General features: G+C 37.1%; 24 protein-coding genes and 1 pseudogene. 13 read left to right on the forward strand and 12 right to left on the reverse strand.

Going from position 1 to position 21,697, the window contains the following annotated elements; all coding sequences use genetic code 11:
• Positions 1 to 79 precede the first annotated feature (79 nt).
• Together RT723_RS00470 and RT723_RS00475 are read left to right on the forward strand one after the other, a co-directional pair.
• Positions 80 to 1,360: a DEAD/DEAH box helicase gene (locus tag RT723_RS00470; protein ID WP_216055547.1), complete on the forward strand. Its 1,281-nt coding sequence runs from the start codon at positions 80 to 82 to the stop codon at positions 1,358 to 1,360.
• 464 nt (positions 1,361 to 1,824) lie between these two features.
• Positions 1,825 to 2,949, forward strand: coding sequence for a DUF3083 family protein (locus RT723_RS00475; protein ID WP_216055548.1), 1,125 nt, complete (start codon positions 1,825 to 1,827; stop codon positions 2,947 to 2,949).
• A gap of 73 nt (positions 2,950 to 3,022) precedes the next feature.
• Here RT723_RS00475 and RT723_RS00480 read toward each other — a convergent pair whose 3' ends face one another.
• Positions 3,023 to 5,299 carry an EAL domain-containing protein gene (locus tag RT723_RS00480; protein ID WP_315945470.1) on the reverse strand — a complete coding sequence of 759 codons (2,277 nt, stop codon included), beginning with the start codon at positions 5,297 to 5,299 and terminating at the stop codon, positions 3,023 to 3,025.
• Between the two features lie 149 nt (positions 5,300 to 5,448).
• Complete coding sequence (gene hpf / locus RT723_RS00485; protein ID WP_216055550.1) at positions 5,449 to 5,811, reverse strand: ribosome hibernation-promoting factor, HPF/YfiA family; 363 nt, start codon at positions 5,809 to 5,811, stop codon at positions 5,449 to 5,451.
• Between the two features lie 169 nt (positions 5,812 to 5,980).
• Here hpf and RT723_RS00490 point away from each other — a divergent pair, with 169 nt between their 5' ends.
• Both RT723_RS00490 and RT723_RS00495 read left to right on the forward strand, forming a co-directional pair.
• Positions 5,981 to 7,243 (forward strand): DEAD/DEAH box helicase, encoded by a 1,263-nt coding sequence (locus RT723_RS00490; RefSeq protein ID WP_315945471.1) that lies wholly within the window; start codon positions 5,981 to 5,983, stop codon positions 7,241 to 7,243.
• Between the two features lie 77 nt (positions 7,244 to 7,320).
• Entirely contained in the window at positions 7,321 to 7,686 is a 366-nt protein-coding gene (locus tag RT723_RS00495) for a diacylglycerol kinase (RefSeq protein WP_315945472.1), read from the forward strand.
• On the opposite strand, the gene RT723_RS00500 is transcribed toward RT723_RS00495, so the two are convergent.
• Entirely contained in the window at positions 7,678 to 8,196 is a 519-nt protein-coding gene (locus RT723_RS00500) for an NUDIX hydrolase (protein WP_315945473.1), read from the reverse strand. The genes RT723_RS00495 and RT723_RS00500 overlap by 9 nt on opposite strands.
• A 192-nt stretch (positions 8,197 to 8,388) precedes the next feature.
• On the opposite strand from RT723_RS00500, the gene RT723_RS00505 reads away from it, so the two are divergent.
• Positions 8,389 to 9,126, forward strand: a complete 738-nt coding sequence (locus RT723_RS00505; RefSeq protein WP_315945474.1) for a dienelactone hydrolase family protein — start codon at positions 8,389 to 8,391, stop codon at positions 9,124 to 9,126.
• Positions 9,127 to 9,227: 101 nt separating this feature from the next.
• On the opposite strand, the gene RT723_RS00510 is transcribed toward RT723_RS00505, so the two are convergent.
• A complete protein-coding gene (locus RT723_RS00510) occupies positions 9,228 to 9,419 on the reverse strand; it encodes a YwbE family protein (RefSeq protein WP_216055555.1) in 192 nt (63 codons plus the stop codon).
• A gap of 294 nt (positions 9,420 to 9,713) precedes the next feature.
• Between RT723_RS00510 and cspE the strand changes: the two genes are divergently transcribed.
• The 8 genes from cspE (at position 9,714) to RT723_RS00550 (ending at position 13,992) form a co-directional block, all read left to right on the forward strand.
• Entirely contained in the window at positions 9,714 to 9,923 is a 210-nt protein-coding gene (gene cspE, locus RT723_RS00515) for a transcription antiterminator/RNA stability regulator CspE (RefSeq protein WP_216055556.1), read from the forward strand.
• A gap of 138 nt (positions 9,924 to 10,061) precedes the next feature.
• Positions 10,062 to 10,994, forward strand: a complete 933-nt coding sequence (locus tag RT723_RS00520; RefSeq protein ID WP_315945475.1) for a M14 family metallopeptidase — start codon at positions 10,062 to 10,064, stop codon at positions 10,992 to 10,994.
• A gap of 1 nt (position 10,995) precedes the next feature.
• The gene (locus tag RT723_RS00525) at positions 10,996 to 11,661 is read left to right on the forward strand and encodes a DsbA family oxidoreductase (RefSeq protein WP_315945476.1); all 666 of its coding nucleotides are present in this window, start codon (positions 10,996 to 10,998) and stop codon (positions 11,659 to 11,661) included.
• 3 nt (positions 11,662 to 11,664) lie between these two features.
• On the forward strand, positions 11,665 to 12,012 hold the full coding sequence (locus tag RT723_RS00530; protein ID WP_315945477.1) for a HopJ type III effector protein: 348 nt from the start codon (positions 11,665 to 11,667) through the stop codon (positions 12,010 to 12,012).
• 90 nt (positions 12,013 to 12,102) lie between these two features.
• Entirely contained in the window at positions 12,103 to 12,738 is a 636-nt protein-coding gene (locus tag RT723_RS00535; RefSeq protein ID WP_315945478.1) for a serine hydrolase, read from the forward strand.
• Positions 12,739 to 12,764: 26 nt separating this feature from the next.
• Positions 12,765 to 13,304 carry a serine hydrolase domain-containing protein gene (locus tag RT723_RS00540; protein ID WP_315945479.1) on the forward strand — a complete coding sequence of 180 codons (540 nt, stop codon included), beginning with the start codon at positions 12,765 to 12,767 and terminating at the stop codon, positions 13,302 to 13,304.
• A gap of 25 nt (positions 13,305 to 13,329) precedes the next feature.
• A complete protein-coding gene (locus tag RT723_RS00545) occupies positions 13,330 to 13,575 on the forward strand; it encodes a PspC domain-containing protein (protein ID WP_315945480.1) in 246 nt (81 codons plus the stop codon).
• Positions 13,576 to 13,611: 36 nt separating this feature from the next.
• Entirely contained in the window at positions 13,612 to 13,992 is a 381-nt protein-coding gene (locus RT723_RS00550; protein ID WP_315945481.1) for a hypothetical protein, read from the forward strand.
• Positions 13,993 to 14,000: 8 nt separating this feature from the next.
• Here RT723_RS00550 and RT723_RS00555 read toward each other — a convergent pair whose 3' ends face one another.
• The 8 genes and pseudogenes from RT723_RS00555 to miaB all read right to left on the reverse strand — a co-directional run bounded on the left by RT723_RS00555 (position 14,001) and on the right by miaB (position 21,533).
• Positions 14,001 to 14,552, reverse strand: coding sequence for a peptidylprolyl isomerase (locus RT723_RS00555; protein ID WP_315945482.1), 552 nt, complete (start codon positions 14,550 to 14,552; stop codon positions 14,001 to 14,003).
• Positions 14,553 to 14,612: 60 nt separating this feature from the next.
• Complete coding sequence (locus RT723_RS00560) at positions 14,613 to 15,665, reverse strand: aldo/keto reductase (RefSeq protein WP_315945483.1); 1,053 nt, start codon at positions 15,663 to 15,665, stop codon at positions 14,613 to 14,615.
• Positions 15,666 to 15,956: 291 nt separating this feature from the next.
• Positions 15,957 to 16,442, reverse strand: a pseudogene (locus RT723_RS00565) (nitrilase-related carbon-nitrogen hydrolase); the annotation flags it as partial.
• Positions 16,421 to 17,404: an apolipoprotein N-acyltransferase gene (gene lnt, locus RT723_RS00570; RefSeq protein ID WP_315945484.1), complete on the reverse strand. Its 984-nt coding sequence runs from the start codon at positions 17,402 to 17,404 to the stop codon at positions 16,421 to 16,423. The gene lnt and the pseudogene RT723_RS00565, both read right to left, overlap by 22 nt.
• 167 nt (positions 17,405 to 17,571) lie before the next feature.
• On the reverse strand, positions 17,572 to 18,447 hold the full coding sequence (locus RT723_RS00575; RefSeq protein WP_216055565.1) for a CorC family transporter: 876 nt from the start codon (positions 18,445 to 18,447) through the stop codon (positions 17,572 to 17,574).
• 70 nt (positions 18,448 to 18,517) lie between these two features.
• The gene (gene ybeY / locus RT723_RS00580) at positions 18,518 to 18,982 is read right to left on the reverse strand and encodes an rRNA maturation RNase YbeY (protein WP_428983566.1); all 465 of its coding nucleotides are present in this window, start codon (positions 18,980 to 18,982) and stop codon (positions 18,518 to 18,520) included.
• Positions 18,975 to 20,069, reverse strand: a complete 1,095-nt coding sequence (locus RT723_RS00585) for a PhoH family protein (RefSeq protein WP_315945486.1) — start codon at positions 20,067 to 20,069, stop codon at positions 18,975 to 18,977. The genes ybeY and RT723_RS00585 overlap by 8 nt, the downstream gene beginning before the upstream one ends.
• Positions 20,070 to 20,102: 33 nt before the next feature.
• Positions 20,103 to 21,533, reverse strand: coding sequence for a tRNA (N6-isopentenyl adenosine(37)-C2)-methylthiotransferase MiaB (gene miaB, locus RT723_RS00590; RefSeq protein ID WP_216055568.1), 1,431 nt, complete (start codon positions 21,531 to 21,533; stop codon positions 20,103 to 20,105).
• Positions 21,534 to 21,697: the final 164 nt, after the last annotated feature.

The raw sequence follows: 21,697 nt of genomic DNA on the forward strand, positions 1-21,697 counted from the left end.
CCATCCATTTTTATCTGTAGCCCTGCATAAAGAGTAAATAGACTCATTTGTGCACATTTAGTCATTAGGACAAGTTAGCATGAATTTTTCATCTTTAGATTTAGCCCCAGAATTGCAACAGGCAATTGATGCATGTGGTTACAGTAAAATGACGCCTATCCAACAGCAAGCCATTACCCCGGCTCGCAGAGGTAAAGATGTATTGGCGAATGCTCAAACGGGTACCGGTAAAACCGCGGCCTTTTCAATCCCAGTGTTACAAAAATTAGTAGATAGACCGCGAACAACAGACTCTAAACGACCGAGAGCATTAATATTAACGCCAACACGTGAATTGGCAGAGCAGTTAGCTCAGACTATAGGTGAGTATGCTCAGTTTTTACCGTTTAACGTGACTGCCTTGTACGGCGGCGGAAAAATGAGTGGCCAAGCGGCCAAACTTAAAAAGGGTGTCGATATATTAATTTCTACCCCTGGACGTTTGTTAGAGCATATTGAAGTTTGTAACGTTGATTTATCAGAAGTTGAATTTGTTGTGTTAGATGAAGCCGATCGAATGCTTGATATGGGTTTTATAACTGACGTACAAAAATTAATGAATTTTACTGCTAAAACCCGTCAAACCTTATTATTTTCAGCAACTACCTCACATGCGGTTAGTGAATTAGCTAAAAAGATTTTAAAAAATCACACAGTAGTCAGTGTGGCAAAACAAAATGTTACGGCCGATACCATTGAACATGTTATGTATCCGGTTGAGGAACGTCGTAAGGTTGAATTATTTAGTGATTTACTAGAAGAGTTTAACTGGTTCCAAGTATTGGTTTTCACCAGCACCAAAGAACAAGCCGATAGATTGTTAGCGTCATTACAATCAAAGCGTATAGAAGTTGCGGTGTGCCATGGCGATATTAAACAAGGTGCAAGACGTAGAGCATTAGCGGATTTTAAATCGGCCAAAGTACAAGTGCTTATTGCAACAGAAGTTGCAGCTCGCGGCATCGATATTCAAGGTTTAGATTGTGTGGTTAACTTTAATTTGCCTTACTTACCAGAAGATTACGTCCATAGAATTGGTCGTACAGGTAGAGCTGGTAATAAAGGTCGCGCAATTTCGTTTGTTAGCCGTGAAGAAGAGCAGGTTGTAGATAAAATCCAACGTTTGATTGGCACGAAAATCAAACGTATTTCTAGACCTGGTTACGAAGTGAGTAACAGAAGTAGCTTACTTAAAAATATTGAATCGCAAGTAAGACCTAATAGAGCAAACAAAGCAACAGAAACTCAAATTGAGCGAGTTGGACGATTTAAAAAAGGCCGTTTAGGCGGTGTGGTAAAAAAGAACAAACCTGCTAAATAACCCCAATTAGCTACGTTATTGGCTGTATTCGAATGAGTACGGCCAATTAATGAATAGTTATGCGAAATTTCTGAATCTTCATTATTTCTTATAATATTTAAACCTCAAAGATTCTATTGATACTTAACAAGTTTTTCCTCTACTATAGCCTAATACCAATTCTATTAAGTATTCAATCACTCAGCGTTATATCAGAGCTTTTAGTTCGAGACGTTCGAATGCAGTAATACTGGACGTCTTTCAAATTCGAGCAACAAAGAAATAGAAGCTCTGAATGACGTCTTTGATGGGGCTAAAAGGTATTAATACGGCTTCACAAGATTTTGACGTAGGATAACTATGCCTTCTATCTTGTTTCTTGTCTTAATACCTTTTAGTTCCCACTGAGAGACAGAATGCTTAATAGAATTGGTATAATAACAAGACTATAAAATTTAATGTCTACGCTATCAAGTGAGGGAAAAATGAGACGAGCTACATCAATTATCCGCAAACATCGCGCGGCTGAAAAAGTATATGTATCAAGCAATTCACGTGACAATCAATACATTCTTGCAGAAATGCCATTAACCGATAAATTATTAGAACTCGTGGTTGGTGATGTTGATTTAACAAGTAAAAGTCCTTACCAAAAGTTTTATCAAAAACTATCTAAAATTGCGTTTGAAGTGATTGAAAAACACGGTATAGAACACGCTAACTTTGTTGCTAATAGCCGTCTTGTACGTGTTCGTTATAACGACGAACAGCAAGTGATACATACAGCACAACAATCATTTTTCTTTTATAGTCCTAAACATAACAGTACCTTTAAAGGTTACTTTGACGGCAGCAAACGTTCGAATAAAGTTAAGTTTTTATTTTTAGCCACAGGTGATGAGTTACGAGTTCACTCTGCAGAATTTCATAAAAAAATATATGCTGCGGTGCAAGAGATCTCTGAACGAATTGGTTTGGAACCGGGTGATTTAAAACTTAAAGATCACCAACATCTTACTTTCGATATTTATGCGAAAGAAAAAGGCAATAAAGGCACGATTACTCATACCTTCAGAGAAATATCAGACCGATATACACGTCAAGGTCACCCAATTGAAGGTGATCATACAACCATTACTTACGCTGTAGTTAACATTCCAATGGCCAGACGTTTACTAAAAGGCGTTGATATTGATTATGATAACAGCTTACCATTTGAAGGTTTTTATCAGAATTTTGAAAAGGTATTTAAAGATGCAGCCATCAAACATGATGTGAAACATGCCGCTATGATCGCCAATGGCTTGTCTCCAATTGTTCGTTATGACGAAACAGAAAAAGCGATTTTAAATGGTGAATTAATCTCGTTAGGTTTTAACCCTCACAAAGAAGAAGGCAGCATTGTATGTCAGTGGGAAGGGGATAAGTTAGTAGATAACATTCGACTGGTCTTCTTTGCCGTAAATGCGGATGAAACCAACAATACGTACGGTAAATTTGCTAACCAAGTTATTGATGCCACTAAATCATTAACAGAACAGTTAAACTGGAAAAAATCGAAAGATGAAGTGGTGATGCGATTACATCAACATATTGTTAGAAAGGTATAAGGGTACTTTTTACACTCATTTTTGATAATACGAAATCGTTTTAAAAACGGCACTTTATATAAGTGCCGTTTTTTTATGCGAAGGCTTTGTGGTCTTGATTGTCTTGCAAAAATGTATGCAGTTTAGCAACCGGTAAAGGACGGCTAAAGTAATACCCTTGTATCTCCTGACAACCCATGTCTTTTAATATATTTAAATGTTCGAGCTCTTCAACACCTTCTGCAATTAAGGTCAGTCCTAAGTTTTTACCTAAGTCGACAATGGCACTCACTATTGCTTTATCAGCTTCATTGGTATTTACATTAAAAATAAACGACTGGTCTATTTTTAACTTATCAATAGGGAACTGTTTTAAATAACTTAATGAAGAATAACCGGTACCAAAGTCATCAATAGATAACATTAAACCGACGGCTTTGAGTTTATGTAATAAATCAATGGTGTCGGACTCGTTATACATGATCACACCTTCTGTGATCTCCAGTTCAATGTTTTTAGCGGGTACTTGAGTAAAGGCTAAAGCACCAACGATCATGTCGTAGAAATTTGGGTGTTGGAATTGTTGTGGCGATATATTGATGGCGACAACGATATCTTTATAACCTTGATCGATTAGGTATTTAGCTTGTTTACAGGCATTAATAGTGATCCATTCTCCTAACGGAATGATTAATCCTGACTTTTCAGCCAAAGGTATAAATTCGGCTGGGGAAATAAACCCGTCTGGTGTAATCCAACGAATTAAAGTTTCCAATCCAACAATTTGACCATTTTGAATATTTAATTGAGGTTGGAAATATAATTCTAACTCTTTGTTACTTATTGCAACCCGCAGTTGCTCGGTCAATGCGAGCTCTTTTGAAATGGTTTCACCTAGCGATTGAGAATAAATAATTAACGATGAGTGTTCCGTTGCAATGGCTTGATCAAGCGCAATATTTAAACACTTAATGATACTGCTTTTATCTTTTGCGTGTTCAGGAAAACAACAAAATCCAAAATCTAATTCGATATGTTTTGCGTTGCAAAACGCTTCACGTTCAATTTTAGTTTCTATTTGATGCACTATTTTGTGTAAACGTTCAGTGCAAAAGTCGGCTTCTATAATAATAGAAAACTGTTTTTCAGAGGTTTTATAAAAAGTGAACGGGTAATCATCAATAATATCATTTAACAAAGGTTGCAATAACTCGGCAACTTCTTGTAATACTTTGCCCGTTTGCTCTATCCCTAGCTGTGATACTAACTTACTGTAATTTCTTACCTCAATGGAGCCGATTACAAAGTGAGCGTTAAGCTCACATTGATCGTTTAAAATTTCATAAAATTTATTTTTGTTATACAACCCAGTAGATTGATCGTGATAGGCCTGATAATTCAACTTATCTTCAGCCAGTTTTCGCTGAGTAATGTCCGATAAATGCAGATCCCAAGTTTCCATATCTTCTAGCCAATGAATTTCACAATCAAGTGTTTTGCCACCAATGATGAATTCAAAACGTCGATGGGGTTGTTTGCAATTTAATATATGTTGTTGTGAAGTCATTACTTGGTTTTTAAGAGATTGATAAAAAATATCATCACTTAAATTTAGAGCTGTAATCAATTTTTTGGTGGCTGGATTGGAAAATACTAGGTTATTGTTTTTATCTAAGCTAATGATTGGATTTGGGTTTCGTTGAGGGAATAAAGCTAAACGTTTATTTTTCCCCGACACCAAAATATAGCTCTTAATATAACGGCCAATAAAAGTGGCTAATACCAATATCAAAACACTGTAAGCTAATACAATATATGAGGTTTGAGCCAAATTTTGTTTAGTATTTGTATACTGCTGCATAACACGTTTGTCGGTGTCTGCGGCGATACTTTGGACAATAGGTTTGGTTTGCTGACGATACATAGAAAACATTTCTAGATGCTCTCTTGCAGTATCCCATTTACCGCTTGCGCCAGATTGCATATTTTCATCGAATATTGCCGCAAGATCTGTAATTTTCTTTTGTGTTTTGGATAAATCAGTAATTTGTTGCGGGGCGACGTTGTGTTCTTGTAGGTCTTTTAACAGTTGATTAATATTTAATGAAGCTTGTTTGAAATGCTCACTATATAAATCACTATCTTGGTTGGCGTAATATTCATTTAAATACAACTCTTGTTCGGTTAACGACGAGTCTAATTTTTGTAGTTGGCCAAAAATAGGGATCTCATGTTCAATCAGAATTGACGCACTGCGTTCAATTTTATCGGTTGAGTAGTATACAAATGCCGATAGTAAAATGCCGAGCGATACAATAACGCCATAAATACGGTTTGCATTTCGTTGTAATGATGCGCTATTGATTTCCAAGTGTACTTTTCCCATCTCATCTAACCGTTTAGTATTTGAGCCTCAACTTAATAAGACCGTGTGTTTAAAATAAAATTACAACGCTGTGAACAAAACCAATAAAACCAGCGTAAGCTGGTTTTATTAAATCAATGTTAGTGGTTAATTCACTATTGAGATAAATTCAGGTTTTGAATATGTTCATGAGTATGATCGGGTTCAACTTCAGTAACATGATCATTTCTGATGGCTTGTTCTATGCCTTTTTTATCAGATAATACACGATGAAGTTTTTGTACCGCACTGGTTACCGCTTGAAACATGTCGTCTTTGGTTTCTTTAATAGTGACTTTTTGAGAATGAAATACCGTATCCATTTCAACCATGGCAACTTTTTTGTTGTCGATTGATAGAATAACGTTAACTGCAATGATGTCTGGGAAGTGCTCGCTTATTTTTGTAAGTTTTTCAGAAGTGTGTTCTTTGATTGAATCTTTGATTTGTAAATGGTGACCGGAAATATTAATTTTCATAAACTACCTTAGTACAAATGTAACAGTGGAAAAATTAAAGCTTACATCTTTATATTAGTCAGAATTGAATAAGATGCAATGACTAAAACAGATTAAATAAATTAACCTGAAAAACGATTGGTTTATTTGGTAAGATCTTGTTTTGGTTAGAATATGAGCGTTTCAAATTATGTCGTTTAACACTTTAGGTTTACACTCGTTATTATTAGATGCGTTAACTGAAACTGGTTATGATACTCCAACGGATATTCAAGCTGAAGCCATCCCTCATATTTTAAATGGGGGAGATGTGATGGCCGGTGCACAGACCGGTACAGGCAAAACCGCCGCGTTTACTTTGCCTATTTTGCACAAGTTACTACTATCTGAAGACGACGGTTCCTCAAATGAGTCTTCAATTAAAAGAGTCAAAGCACTTATCCTTACACCAACCCGTGAGTTAGCCCAACAAGTTCACAAAAGTGTAAATACGTATGCCAACAAAACAACTCTCAAAACGGCCTTAGTGTATGGAGGTGTCAGCATTAAAAATCAAATTGATGATTTACAACAAGGTGTTGATATCGTTATTGCGACCCCAGGACGTTTATTAGATCATCTTTATAATCAGAATATTAGCCTAGAGCATGTTGAATATGTGGTATTTGATGAAGCCGACAGAATGTTAGATATGGGTTTTAAGGACGAAATTAGCCGCATCACCAAAAAACTACCTAGTATTAGACAAACGTTATTATTTTCTGCCACCTTTGATGAGTCCATTTTTAAACTAAGTAAACGTTTATTAAATGATGCGGTATTAGTTGAAGTTAACCAACGTAATGCCGCTGCTACCACAGTTGAGCAAGTGGTTTACAATATTGATGAAGACAGAAAACGTGAATTGATATCTCACTTAATAGGCTCAAAAAACTGGCATCAAGTGTTAATTTTCACACGTACAAAACAAGATGCGGATGCGTTAGCAAAAGAGATGAAACTTGATGGTATTAAAGCAGAATCAATTCATGGTGATAAATCGCAAGGTGCAAGAGAAAGAGTTTTAGAACAATTTAAAACGGGCACCATTAGAGCCTTAGTAGCAACGGATGTTGCGGCGCGTGGTTTGGATATTCAAAACTTAAATTACGTGATCAATTATCAATTACCCTATATTGCCGAAGATTATATTCACCGTATCGGCAGAACAGGCCGAGCAGGTAATAAAGGATTGGCTATTTCCTTATTAAGTGTTGGTGAAGAGTACTTGTTGGAAGAAGTTGAAGCTGTGTTGGATACTCGATTGTTACAACAGTGGTTGCCCGGTTATGAGCCTGATTTAACTAAGAAACCAACGAATAACCGTAAAAACACTAAAAGTGCACAAAAACAAAGAGCTGGGCGCAGAGCGGCAGGAAAACGAACAGGCAATCGTTCACAGGCAAAAAGATAGCAATAATTGTTAAATTAACAACAAGATTTCAAATACATAAATTTATTAAGAACTTAACAAATTAGGGTAAAATTAACATGTTTGATGCCAATAATAAGCCAAAAGGCTTGGTAAGGATTTATAGGGCTACGTTAAATTCGGCACGTGCATTTAGGTGGCTGTTTAAGAATGAATCGGCGTTTCGACAGGAGTTATTATTGTTAATTCTAACCGTGCCGTTGACGTTTGTTTTTAACATAAGTATTAAAGAACAAATAATTTTAATATTGGCGGTACTATTTGTGGTGTTCACTGAAATAGTAAATACCGCTATCGAAGCGGTGGTTGACAGAGTTGGATTAGAAATTCATCCACTATCTGGGTTAGCCAAAGATTTAGGGTCTTTAGCCGTGGGATTGAGTTTGATCATGGCTACGTTAGTTTGGATAGCGGTTTTACTGTAATAATTCTTTAACGATAAGCTCTAATAAAAAAGTTTCTCTTTCAATAGACATGCCTTTTTTATCGCTATGTTTTATGGTTTGTTTGTTGTGACTGATGGCCTCATGAATATTAATCCATTGGGGGCGCATTCCATTGTTAATTTCATGAGCTTCAAATTTAGGTTTAAGTAAAACGTCATCAATATTACAGATAAAACAATAAGACTCCATATGCACCAAATCGAAGTCTGGTTTATACCAAGGACGAAACTCTTCGTATAAGCCAAACTCCTTAATATCGGTAACATTCTGAGCACCGGTTTCTTCTTCCAATTCACGGATTAAACCCGCGATAATATCCTCACCTTTTTCAATACCGCCTCCTGGCAAACTATAATCGTCATATTTTTGTGTGTATAACAACAAAATATGGTCACCGTTTAATACAATAGCGCGTGCGGCTTTTCGGGTAAAACTTGAAACATGGATATCTTTAACATCGGGATGAACGGAGGACTTTAATAAACGCAAAATGAATAACTCTAATCAGGTAATGAAGTTTCATAAGAAACAGAAACTTGTATATGAAACACAAAATTAAACGGGGAGTTTATCAGTTACGAGTATTAAAATTAACTTTTGAATTTAATCATCCCTTTACAAGGCTATTCAGTAATTTATTATTCTGCTTATAAACATCCATTCATCTATTAAGAAGTTTAAATGATCATTCATAATCAGGTTCATGATATTCCAACGCCTACTGGTGTTATGCGTACTAAAGTATTTAAACCACAAGAGCAGGGCACTTATCCTGCCATCGTATTTTATTCAGAGATATTTCAATTAACGGCGCCTATTGAGAGAACGGCGGCAATGATGGCAGGCCATGGTTTTGTGGTGCTAGTTCCAGAGGTCTTTCATGAGTTAAACCCAATAGGTACTGTTTTAGGTTATGACGATGCGGGAAAAGACAAAGGCAATCAGGATAAGTGGACTAAGCCGCTTGAACATCACGATAGTGATACGCAAGCAATGGTGGAATTTATTACATCACAAGATTACTGCACGGGTAAGATTGGCGTAATGGGAGTATGTATTGGTGGCCATTTGGCGTACAGAGCTGCATTAAATGAACATGTATTAGCGGCTTGCTGTTTATACGCAACGGATATTCACTCAGATAAGTTACCTTGTGAGAAAGGGAACGACAGCTTTACTCGTACTAAAGATATTAAAGCCGAATTGCAAATGATTTGGGGCAAACAAGATCCACATGTTCCAGATGAAGGAAGAATGAAAATACATTTGAACTTAATTGCTAGTGGTAACACTTTTACATGGCATGAATTTAACGCGCAACATGCTTTTATGCGTGATGAAGGCGACCGATTTGATCCTGCATTAGCAATGCGAGTTTATGGTATGGCGGTGGAATTGTTTAATAGAACCTTGAGTTAGTTGATTTCCTAACTAACCATAGTGTTGATAACAATGTAGGAGATATGTGTTATCTCCTGCATCCTTATATAACGACAGTGATCGTTATTTTAGTTATATTTTTATAGAATTTCTTTCACACGGCCAACTTCACCAGATTCAAGTATTACTTTAATACCATGTGGATGCGTTGGGCTATTGGTAAGTATTTTTCGTACAGTACCTTCCGTTAATTCACCTGTACCTTGATCTAACTTTTGTTCGATATTGACTGCGATTCCAATGAGGATGTTTGACCTGTTATTTCCGTTCATTTAATTACTTCTTTTTAATTATGAGGTTCAGTTATAAACGCCTAACGCGCAATATGCCAGCTATATTTTGCTGGTTAAAAAATAAACGCTTGTGGTTGGTCAAACTTGTGTTATGATGCGCCCCGCCTTTAGAGGCTATATTTATTTTGTTACCCGCTTTATGTTATATAAATTTTAATCATTACCTTGTTATTTGATTGTAGATTTCCATCATAAGCTCTAATCAATTAAGTAAATTCTAAGGCTCCACCGGTGAATACTCACCGTAATTAAATTTTATATAAGGTTACAAACATGTCAAAAACTACTGGCGTTGTTAAATGGTTTAACGAAGAGAAAGGTTTCGGATTTTTAACTCAAGACGAAGGCGGTAAAGACGTATTCGTTCATTTCCGTTCAATCGCTTCTGAAGGTTTCAAAACGTTAAAAGACGGTCAACGTGTTGAATTCAACGTTGAAGACGGACAAAAAGGTCCTCAAGCTGCTAATGTAGTAGTTCTTTAATTAGTATTTAACTAATTAAACGAAAGAAAAGCTCGGTTTATCGGGCTTTTTTTGTGCCTGTATTTTGTTACTATTACGTCCAGAAGCTTATGATTTACCTTTAAAAGTTATAAGTGTATTTAGTAATTAAGGTATTTAATGACGTCTCATCAACAGTATAGTATTGGCACTCCAGGTATTCCATGGGGGGAAGCTGAAAAGTTAACATGGTATAAAGCTCAAAAAATTAAACGTTCTTATCAAGAGTTCGTTGTTCGTAAGATCCAATCCATTCATCAATCTTTATCAGTTACTCTTGAACTTAAAAATTATGGATCGTTAAGCTATAACGCAGGCGATTATGATTTGTGGTTGTTCATGTCCAAACAATGGCAACATGATAAACCAACTATATTGGTGACTGGTGGCGTACATGGTTACGAAACCAGTGGCGTGTTTGGCGCATTGCGCTTTGTTGAAACAAAGTTAGCTGATTACAGCAAAGCATTTAATTTCATCGTTGCCCCTTGTATTAGCCCATGGGGATTTGAAACCATCAATCGTTGGAATCCAAATGCGGTTGATCCTAATCGTTCGTTTTATCAAAACAGTCCAGTTCAAGAATCAAAAAATATCATGGACTTTGTGTTGGGTCTCAATGTGGAAATATTGGCGCACATTGATTTACATGAAACGACAGACACAGATAACTCGGAGTTTAGACCTGCATTAGCAGCCAGAGATGCCATCCCGCAAAAGTCGTGGAATATTCCAGATGGCTTTTATGGCGTAGGTGATACGTTAAAACCAGAACCTGAATTCCAAAAATCTATTATAGAGTCTGTTGCTCAAGTGACACATATTGCGCCAGCGGATGAAGATAATAAGTTAATAGGTTCAGACTTAGCTCAATTTGGCGTTATAAATTATCCGACCAAAGAGTTAGGTTTATGTGCTGGTTTTACTGATGCACCTTATGTGTCAACCACAGAAGTATATCCAGACAGTCCTTCATCAAATGATGAAAATTGCATAGTAGCTCAAGTGGCAGCAATTACAGGTGCATTAACGTATCTAATAGGGAACAAATAATATGACAGCAACACAACAACCATTACGCATTGATATTGTCTCTGACGTTGTTTGCCCTTGGTGTATCGTCGGTTTTAAACAACTTGAACAAGCGTTAAATGAGTTAGGTTTAGTTGCCGATATTCATTGGCAACCGTTTCAACTTAATCCGCAAATGGGATCTGAAGGGCAAGATCTTCGTGAACACGTTATTGAAAAATATGGCGTCAGCGTTGAAGAGAGTATTAGCACCAGAGAACGAATCAGTAGCATAGGCAAATCATTAAATTTTGAAATTAACTTTACTGACAACTCACGCATATATAATACGTTTAGCGCTCATAAATTACTGCATTGGGCTGAGCAGAAAGGACAACAAAATGAGTTAAAACAGGCATTGTTTTCTGCCTATTTCACTCAAGGTATCGATGTTAGTAACCAAGAACGTTTATTAGAAATTGTTGAGTCAGTGAATTTAGACAAAAACGAAGCGAAACAAATCCTATTATCGACTGAAGTTACTGATGAAGTTAATCAAATCGCTCAATTTTGGACATCACAAGGTATTTCAGGCGTGCCTGCGATGATATTTAACCAAAGGCATTTGGTGACAGGGGCGCAAGGTACGGAAAACTATACCTCTATCTTAAATCAAATTATTTCATTAGCCCAAACGGAACAAGAGTAAGTTATGAACTTGAATATATTACTTAATAAATTAGAAACGGAATCTGACACGGTTAATTTCAGTGATGTGATCACTGTGATAGATAATAATTATCATTATTCACCTACGGGCTTTATCAATGGTGACGTGGTAAATACCATAGGGACCAATGAAGGTTCTTGCAAAATATTCGCTTTTGCGAAACTACATGAACTTAATGAACAACAAACCTTAGCGTGTTTTGGTGACTATTACCGCAAAGATGTATTATTAAATCCTGACGGGACAGATCATGCCAATATTAGAAACTTCATGTTAACAGGATGGTCGGGTGTTAAGTTTGAAGGTGAGGTGTTACGTTTACTTAAATAATTAAAAATAAGAGGGTTTTTCTATACCTCACAGGTCAAACTAGTTAGTATGATTTACAGTTTTTAACGGATTAATAAATGAAGCATCAAGATGAAAAGTAAATTAGTAAGAATATTTTCTGCAATTAGTTTGGCCTTATTAGTATTGATTGGTGTGTATAACCAGCAACTGATCCAGCTATTTCATACCATCCGTTTATTCAATTCCGATGTCATCGTACATAATTTTTCTCATATTCCTGACCTAGTGCAAACCAAAGTTATTAAACCAACGGGTCCGGTTAATACATTTGATCATTCGCCAAAAGCACTACCTGCAACATTTGACTATTATGTTGACAGAAAAAACACGCAAGACTGGCTTACTGCAACAAACACAACAGCATTATTAGTCGTTAAAGGTAATGACATAACGTTTGAACAATATTATCAAGGTACAGGGGAGTTCGATCATCGAATCTCATGGTCGATGGCCAAGTCTTTTCTAAGTGCGCTTTTTGGAATTGCAGTTGAAGATGGACTTATTCCCGATCTAAATGTTCCGGTTACCGATTATGTTCCACAATTAATTGGTTCTGGTTATGAAGGGGTTTCAATAAAAAATGTCTTACAAATGTCCAGCGGCATTTATTTTAATGAAGATTATGGCGATTTTTTTAGCGATATTAATCGTTTAGGTCGGATAATGGCATTAGGGGGAGCTTTGATGATTTTGCTGCGTCGCTAACAAGCCATAAAACACCGGGCACCGAAATGCATTATGTCAGTATAGATACGCATGTGGTTGGTATGGTACTTCGTGCGGCAACAGGCAAACGTATTGAGCAGTATTTTGCAGATAAGTTGTGGTCAAAACTTGGTACCGAAAGCGAAGCTATTTATATCACGGACAGTACCGGCGAACCTATGGTATTAGGTGGCCTCAATATTATCACGCGCGATTATGCCAGAATGGGTAAACTATACAGAGATAATGGAGTGTTGAACGGTGAACAACTAGTCCCTTTATCTTGGATTGAAGACAGTTTAAATAATAATGAACCACATCTAAAAGCTGAAAGAAGAGCGGATAACTCTGTTAAATTTGGTTATGGATATCAATGGTGGATACCATTAGACGCAGATCAAGAGTTTTTGGCTATTGGCATTTATGGTCAATATATTTACGTTAATAAAAAATTAGATGTTGTCATTGTCAAAAATAGCGCCGATACTAAATTCATGGCCAATGGTTATGAAAGTAAAGTTATTGCAGTGGAAGCGTTTAGAGCCATCGCAAAATCACTTAATTAGGATTGATATTAACAAGGAGAGTTAAATGGAAACTAAAAAACGTTTTTCAATAGGCATGAACCCTATTTTGTTAGGGCTTTGTGACGGTATTTCAAGTTACACATCCGTAGACGCTTGGATAGTCAGAGTATTATTCTTTGTTATCTTATATCTCATCACTGGCAGCCTTATTATAAATTTTCTTTTATATGTATTGATTGCTTTTTTTATGCCTCAACATAAAAGCAGTTATCAAATTGATAGAGAATACCGAGCTAATAATAATAGATAAAGTTCTCCTAAGTATCGCTGGATAAAGAAGGTTTAAATGAAGTATCAAATTACAGTTAAAGATTATGTAATCTCTATTTCAGTATTAACTATTTTTAACCATTATGACACCAATAGTATGGTTAAGAATCTCACTGAAATCATTGACGGTTTTGATGGTCAGCCATTCTATATGCTTATCGACTTATCCATGTCAGATGGCGGTACTCCTGAAGCGTTTGAACAAACTCGGAAGTTTAACCTTTGGTTGGACGAGCAAAATTTAAAGGCCAAGGCCATCGTATGTCCTTCACCTTTGTTAAAAAATATAAATGAGTCGAGAGTTCGTACATCGGATAAACAACTCATAAAATACTTTGAAGATATTAAAAGTGCCCATAGTTGGTTTGATGAATTATCATTACAATACGTAATTTAACGCCGTTGTTACATGTCTATTAACGTGATCTTGTGTATGACTACAGGTGATGAAGGCTGATGAAAAGCAACTTGTTTATTGTCCCCCAACCAAACCTCTTTTACCTGTACATTACTAATTTTTTTAACCACATCCAATCCGTTAACTACTTGAGCAAACACCGTATATTTACCGTCTAAATGACTTCTTGTTGCATCACAAATATAGAACTCAGTACTGCCACTATTTGGATCTTCTGACCGAGCTAACCCAACCGAGCCAAGGATATGTGGGTTTTTATTAAATTCGGCTTTAACCCTACGGTTAATGCTGGTTACGTCGTCGTCATCCCCGCTGCCAGCTTGAATAACATGACCTTTTACGACTCGATAGAAGGTTTTGTTGTTATACCAGTTTTCAGTTATCAAGGATTTAAAGTGCGCCACGGTGGCTGGCGCATCGTCTTGATAGAAGGCAATGGTGATGTCACCCAGATTAGTTTCAATTTTAGCTAATTGTTGTGCCCATGTTGGTAACGTTACAAACAATAACCAGATACTTAATAAGTAAAACCTTTTCATAATCAGCTAAATAATCCCGTTAAAAGGTAAATTAATATAATGCTATCAGAACACCCTTGTTTAAAAAGGAGCTGGGTAGGTCTTGATAACTTGATCGACGGCGCTTAAGGTTTGCTCAGATAATGTTAAATCAAACGCCGCTATATTTTCTTCTAATTGATTTAAACTTGTGGCCCCTATGATAGTAGACGTGACACCGTCAACATTATCACACCAATTAAGGGCTAACTGAGCGGTTGTGATACCCGCATCAGCAGCAATCTTTGCGTATTGTTGTATGGCTAAATCGCATTGTTCAGTGGCTCTAAATAATCCGTTGCGTTGCGCCATAGTCCAACGACTTCCTTCAGGTCGTGCGCCATTTAAATATTTACCGGATAACATGCCTCCAGCTAGGGGAGACCAAGGTAAAAATGCGATATCTTCATGTACACAGTTTTCAATTAAATATGGCCAGTCTTTGTTATGCAGTAAATTAAACTCATTTTGTATGGCCACCATCTTAGGCAAAGCATATTGCTCACTAAGTTTTAAATATTCATTAATGCCCCAGGTCGTATCGTCAGATAAGCCACAGTGCCTAATTTTACCTGCGTCCATACATAATTTAAGGGCTTGTAAAATTTCCAACATTTGAGCTGATTCTTGTTGACGGTCAACGTTAGTGAAGTTGATTTTATTGGGCCTATGTTTAGAAAAGTGCGGTGATGTTCGATTTGGCCAATGTAATTGGTATAAGTCAATATAATCAGTTTGTAGGCGTTTAAGGGAGGCGTCTACCGATTGAATTACCGCTTCGCCAGTAATGATGCCACCGTTGCGGATATAAGGTAGGCCAGCGCCTGCGATTTTAGACGCAAGAATAATATCTTTACGTTTTGTTTGATTAGCGTTAATCCAGTTGCCGATATAGGTTTCTGTCAAACCGTATTTTTCACCTGAGGGCGGGACGGGGTATAACTCCGCAGTATCGATAAAATTAATGCCTTTTGATAGGGCAAAATCAATTTGTTGATTGGCTTCCTGTTGGCTGTTTTGTAGGCCCCATGTCATTGAACCTAAACAAACACGAGAAACATCAATATTACTGCTACCTAGTTTCGAAAACTTCATTGGTGATATCCATCTATTTAACTCAGTATTAATATACGTTAACTATCATAAACATACATGTCTATTACCAATTAAAAATAGAAGTAATAAAAATAAATAGTTAAACATGCAATATGTAAACTAATATTAATAATATAGGGGAGAGCCTTATCGATTTAATCTTCGAATAAGGGATAATAACCACAGTATGAGCAGGACGCTCACTGTTGTTGTTTTTTATTGTTATTCCCTTATTTGTGCCCAACCTATTGTGTTGGGCTTTTTTTTGCCTGATATATTAGACAATAAAGGTTATTTTTTTCGGCGCCAAAAAAGAATGACAGTTAATAAGAGCATCAACAGCCAAGTGGTTAAATTACCGAATCGTTTATAAAAGGCATGTGAGGCAGATAAATTTAATGGGTAGGTTAACACCTTCGCAATATTTTGATTAATCGAGGCGCTAATTTGTCCTGTTTGATCAATTACCGCTGTCACACCATTATTAGTTACTCTGACCACTGGCATTGCGAATTCAAGTGCACGCATTTGCGCCAATTGTAAATGCTGCCAAGGACCATGTGAATCACCAAACCATGCATCATTACTCAGGGTTAAGATGAAGTCGCTATTGTCGGTTAAATTAGCACTGATCTGTTGTGGAAACGCAATTTCAAAACAAATGGCTGGGGCGATATGGTAGCCATTAGCGATTAAATTATCTTGTTGATATTCCCCTCTATTAAATGAAGAAAATGGCAGATCAAAAATAGGCGCTAATTTCCTAAGGATACTTTCAAAAGGAACAAATTCGCCAAAAGGTAGAAGGTGATGTTTACTGTAACGATTGTTGTGTAAATATTGATAATGGCCAGAGGTGTCGGTTGTATTTTTTTACCTAAAGTAACAATGTTATTGAAGGCGTATGTGGTGTTAGGTTGATAATCAACAATGCCTGTAATAAGTGCTGTATTTGACTCGCTCGCGTCTTTATCCATGTCACTCAGGAAATCATTGGATGATATCTCTAATCTAGGTATTGCTGCTTCAGGCCAAATTACAATATCGGCTGATTGCCAATGTGGAGAAGTGAGTTCGTAATATTTCACCATAGTCGGCACTTCATTTTCAGGTTGCCATTTAATACTTTGAGCAATGTTTCCTTGTACCAGAGCAAGGTTTATCTGTTTTTTGTTATCTTCACTCCATTGATAATAAGTAAGCGATTGTCCGGCTAGTGGGATCAAAAATAGGGCAACAATGGACACCGTTTTATATTTATAATTGTCCTTGGTTTTTGTTGTATGCATGTTAAACGCAATGACGATAAGACAACTTAATAAGATGACAATCGCTTGTAATCCTAACTCACCAACTATAGGGGCATAACCAGATAAACTACTGGTTAATTGACTGTATCCAATAGATAACCAAGGAAAGCCAGTTAATAAGACGGACCGCAAATATTCGACACTTAACCAAAGTGGAATAACCACAAAAAGGCTGTATTTATCTTTGGTTTTAAACGTTAGCCAACTGAATAGCGCTGGGAAGAGTGCAAGGTAAGCCACTAGCAGCAACATTAATAACAATGAGAAGAATAATGGCAAACCGCCAAAGTCAGCTATCGCGTTATGTACCCAACTAAGACCAAAACTGAACCAACCTAAGCCAAATATGAAACCATAACGAGTTGCCTGTGTGACATTAGGGGAGTGGACAATGGCAATGAGTAATATTGGGAAAGAAATAAACGGCAATAGCCATATATTAAATGGACTATAACTGAGCGTTAATAATCCACCTAAAATAAAAATGGTTAGGTTTGGTAGGTTGACACTTAATAGTTTATTGGAGGTATTAAAAAAGGATTGGATTCTTAATTTCCAATCCTTTATTAAATTTCCTAGGTGTTGATTAGTGTGATCTATGACTCAGACCCTTCTTCTTCAAACTTTGGAACCGTAACTGTAATTTGCTGTATTCTACGTGTATCAGCGGTATGCACTTTGAAAACTAAGCCATCGATATCGACTTCTTCACCTTTCTCAGGCATGTGACCAAATTGATGTAAAACAATACCACCTATGGTATCTGCGTCTTCTTTATTGTAATCGGTATTAAAGAAGGCGTTAAAATCGTCCAATTCAGTTAAGGCTTGCACCATAAATACATGTTTGGATATCTTACGAATATCGTCAGTTTGATTTTCTTCTAAATCAAATTCATCTTCTATTTCACCAACGATAAGCTCAAGAATATCTTCAATTGTAACCAATCCAGATACACCACCGTATTCATCAACCACTACGGCCATATGATAACGGTTTTGACGAAACTCTTTTAACAAACTGTCAACCCGTTTGCTTTCTGGAACGACGACGATAGGGCGTATTAAATCTTTGATTACGATTTCTTTGTCACGGTCAATCAGTAATTTAAGCAAGTCTTTTGCTAATAATATACCTTCTACGTGATCTTTATCTTCGGCGACAACCGGAAATCGAGAATGGCCAGACTCAATCATTGCAGGAATAAATTGCTCTGGACTATCAGACAGATCTAACGTGATCATCTGAGAACGAGGGATCATGATGTCACGGATGCGAAGATCTGCAATCTCCAAAACACCATCAATCATATTCTTTGTATTCTGATCAATTAAATCATTTTGTGCAGCGAGAGCTAAAACATCGACTACATCTTCTTTACTCTGTGGTTCATCACTAAATATTTGGCTGATTTTATCTAACCAACCTTTGCTGGACGAACCGTTACTACTATGGGGGCTATCTTCGCTCATTCTTTTTAGAATGCTCCTGTGTTACTAAAATTTAATAGTGATTGAATTTTGTTCAAACCACTCACTTTGATTATTGATCGTTATACGGATTAGGGAAACCCATTTTTTGTAATATTTCTATTTCAAGGGATTCCATCTCTTGTGCTTCTTCATCTTCAACATGGTCATACCCTAATAAATGCAAGCTGCCATGTAGCAACATGTGTGCCCAATGAGCGTCAAACGACTTGTTCTGCTCTTGTGCTTCTTGGTTAACTACTTGAGAACAAATGATTAAGTCGCCTAATAAAGGAAACTCCATCTCTTCGGTAATAAATGGCGGCACTTCTGCTGGAAAAGACAATACATTGGTCGGTTTAGCTTTATCGCGATATTGGTGGTTAAGCATTTGGCTTTCATCTTCATCGACGATACGTACGGTAAGTTCAGATAACGATTGAAACTCTGGCAAAAACTGATTTAACCAATCTAAACATTGCTGCTCAGAAGGGATTTGTTTGTTTGTGCTGGCATTTTGATAATCAAGTTCAACCATTTTGGTTACTCTCACTTGCCGCATTAGAAGGGTTGTTTTTTAGATCTTCAGCTTGTTGTTTTTTTTCAGCTTCGTAAATGGCTTTGTCTCGTCTTATTTGTTCATCATGACGTTCATAGGCCATAACAACTTTAGCAACCACAGGGTGACGCACGACATCGTTCGCTTGGAAGAAATTAAAACTTATATCGTCAATGTCTGCTAATACTTCGATGCTGTGGCGTAAACCCGAACGAGCACCTCGTGGTAAATCGACTTGGGTAATATCGCCCGTGATCACCGCTTTAGAATTAAAGCCAATACGTGTTAAGAACATTTTCATTTGCTCAACTGTCGTATTTTGGCTTTCGTCCAAAATTATAAAGGCATCGTTTAATGTTCTACCACGCATATAAGCTAATGGCGCTACTTCAATAACGTTACGTTCAATTAAACGTTCTACTTTTTCAAAACCTAACATTTCGAATAAAGCATCATATAAAGGGCGTAAATAAGGGTCTATTTTTTGACTTAAATCACCCGGTAAGAAGCCAAGTTTTTCACCAGCTTCTACCGCAGGGCGGGTTAACATAATACGTTTAACTTCTTGACGCTCTAGGGCATCAACGGCACAAGCTACCGCTAAATACGTTTTACCGGTTCCGGCAGGACCAATACCAAACGCAATGTCATTGTTAAGTATATTTGCAACATAATCTTGCTGATTTGGGTTACGAGGTTTGATATTGCCTTTACGTGTACGAACAACAATATCATTACTAAAGTCTGCATCACTTTGATCTAGTAACTTAGAACCTTGAATTGCAAGATGTACATTGTCTGGCGTCAGTTCATTCGCTTTAACTTTATTCTGAACTTTTGGATCAGCTTGAGTCTCAACGTATAAGGATCTGATAACGTCGGCAGCGGCAAGGGAATTCACGGTCTTGCCAACAATTTTAAATTGATTACCTTGATACGTTACTTCAACGCCCATACGACGTTCAATATGTTTTAAATTGTCGTCGTACGGACCTATTAACGAGGCTAATCTGTCCTTGTTAGCCGGTTCTAAAAATATTTCAGTGGTCGTTAATTTGTTAGACAAGAGTGATCCTCAAAGTAATGTTATTAATAACGATTAAGGTGTAAATGTCGCTACACCTAACTCATCAAGATTGGTTGCACGTTTAGCTAAAATAGCAGACGGCGCAGTATCTTGACGTAATCCCATTTCATCTTCGCCGCGTATAAATTCAGCACGTAAGGAATTGGTATATACATCCACTACTTTAACATCGGCAAAACCACCAATTAAAGTATGCGGCCCTTCGAAGTTAACAACACGGTTGTTTTCAGTACGGCCGCGTAATTCTAATGGGTTTTTAATTGATGGACCTTCCACCAAAATACGTTGTTCAGTGTTTAACATTGAACGTGAAATCTGCAGAGCTTGATGCGTAATTAAGTTCTGTAGTTCATGTAAACGGTCTTTCTTTTCTTGTTCACTGACGTCATCAGGTAAATCGGCAGCTGGTGTACCAGGACGCGCGCTATAGATGAAACTAAAGCTATGATCAAAACCAACATCAGCAATTAACTTCATTGTTTTAGCGTGATCTTCAGCTGTTTCACCAGGAAAACCGATAATAAAGTCACTCGACATACTAATGTTTGGACGAACTTTACGAAGTTTACGAATCTGAGACTTGTATTCAATGGCAGTATGGCCACGTTTCATTTGGGTCAGTATACGGTCAGAGCCCGATTGCACTGGTAAATGTAAATGGTCAACTAATTCAGGAACGTCAGCATAAGCTTCAATGATGTCGTCACTAAACTCAACAGGGTGCGATGTGGTGTAACGTATACGATCAATCCCATCAATGCTTGCAACTAAACGTAATAACTCACTAAAGTGGCATACGTCACCGTCATGGGTCGCACCACGGAATGCATTTACGTTTTGGCCTAATAAGTTAACTTCACGTACGCCTTGTTCTGCAAGTTGTGCAATTTCATACAGTACATCATCTACAGGACGAGAGACTTCTTCACCACGGGTATAAGGTACTACACAGAATGTACAATATTTACTGCAGCCTTCCATGATAGAAACAAAAGAACTCGGGCCATCCGAAGTAGGCTGAGGTAAACGGTCAAACTTTTCAATTTCAGGGAATGAAATATCAATAACCGAACCGCCTTCGCCACTTTGAATTTGGTCAATCATTTCTGGTAAGCGATGTAATGTTTGTGGACCAAATACCATATCAACATAAGGGGCTCGTTCACGAATGTGTTGGCCTTCTTGTGAAGCAACACAACCACCAACACCAATAACTAAATTAGGGTTTTTCTTTTTTAAATTTTTCCAACGACCCAATTGGTGAAATACTTTTTCTTGTGCTTTTTCACGAATCGAACAGGTGTTCAATAAGATCACGTCAGCATTTTCAGCTTCGTCGGTAAACTCATAACCATGACTGTCATCCAAAAGATCGGCCATCTTTTGCGAGTCATACTCGTTCATTTGGCAGCCCCAGGTTTTAATATGTAATTTTTTAGTCATGGTACTCTCTATTACTTCTGTTTGTTCAAACGCAAACGCGCAACACGGCGTTGGCTAGTGTTGGGGAAACCCCAAAATGGCGCGTATTTTACAAGTAAATGGACTGAACTGGAAGAGGTGAATTCTAAACTTGTTGGATCTTATGCAGTCTTGATATTTAAATT

This window comes from Psychrosphaera aquimarina (assembly GCF_032461525.1).
GTDB lineage: Bacteria > Pseudomonadota > Gammaproteobacteria > Enterobacterales > Alteromonadaceae > Psychrosphaera > Psychrosphaera aquimarina.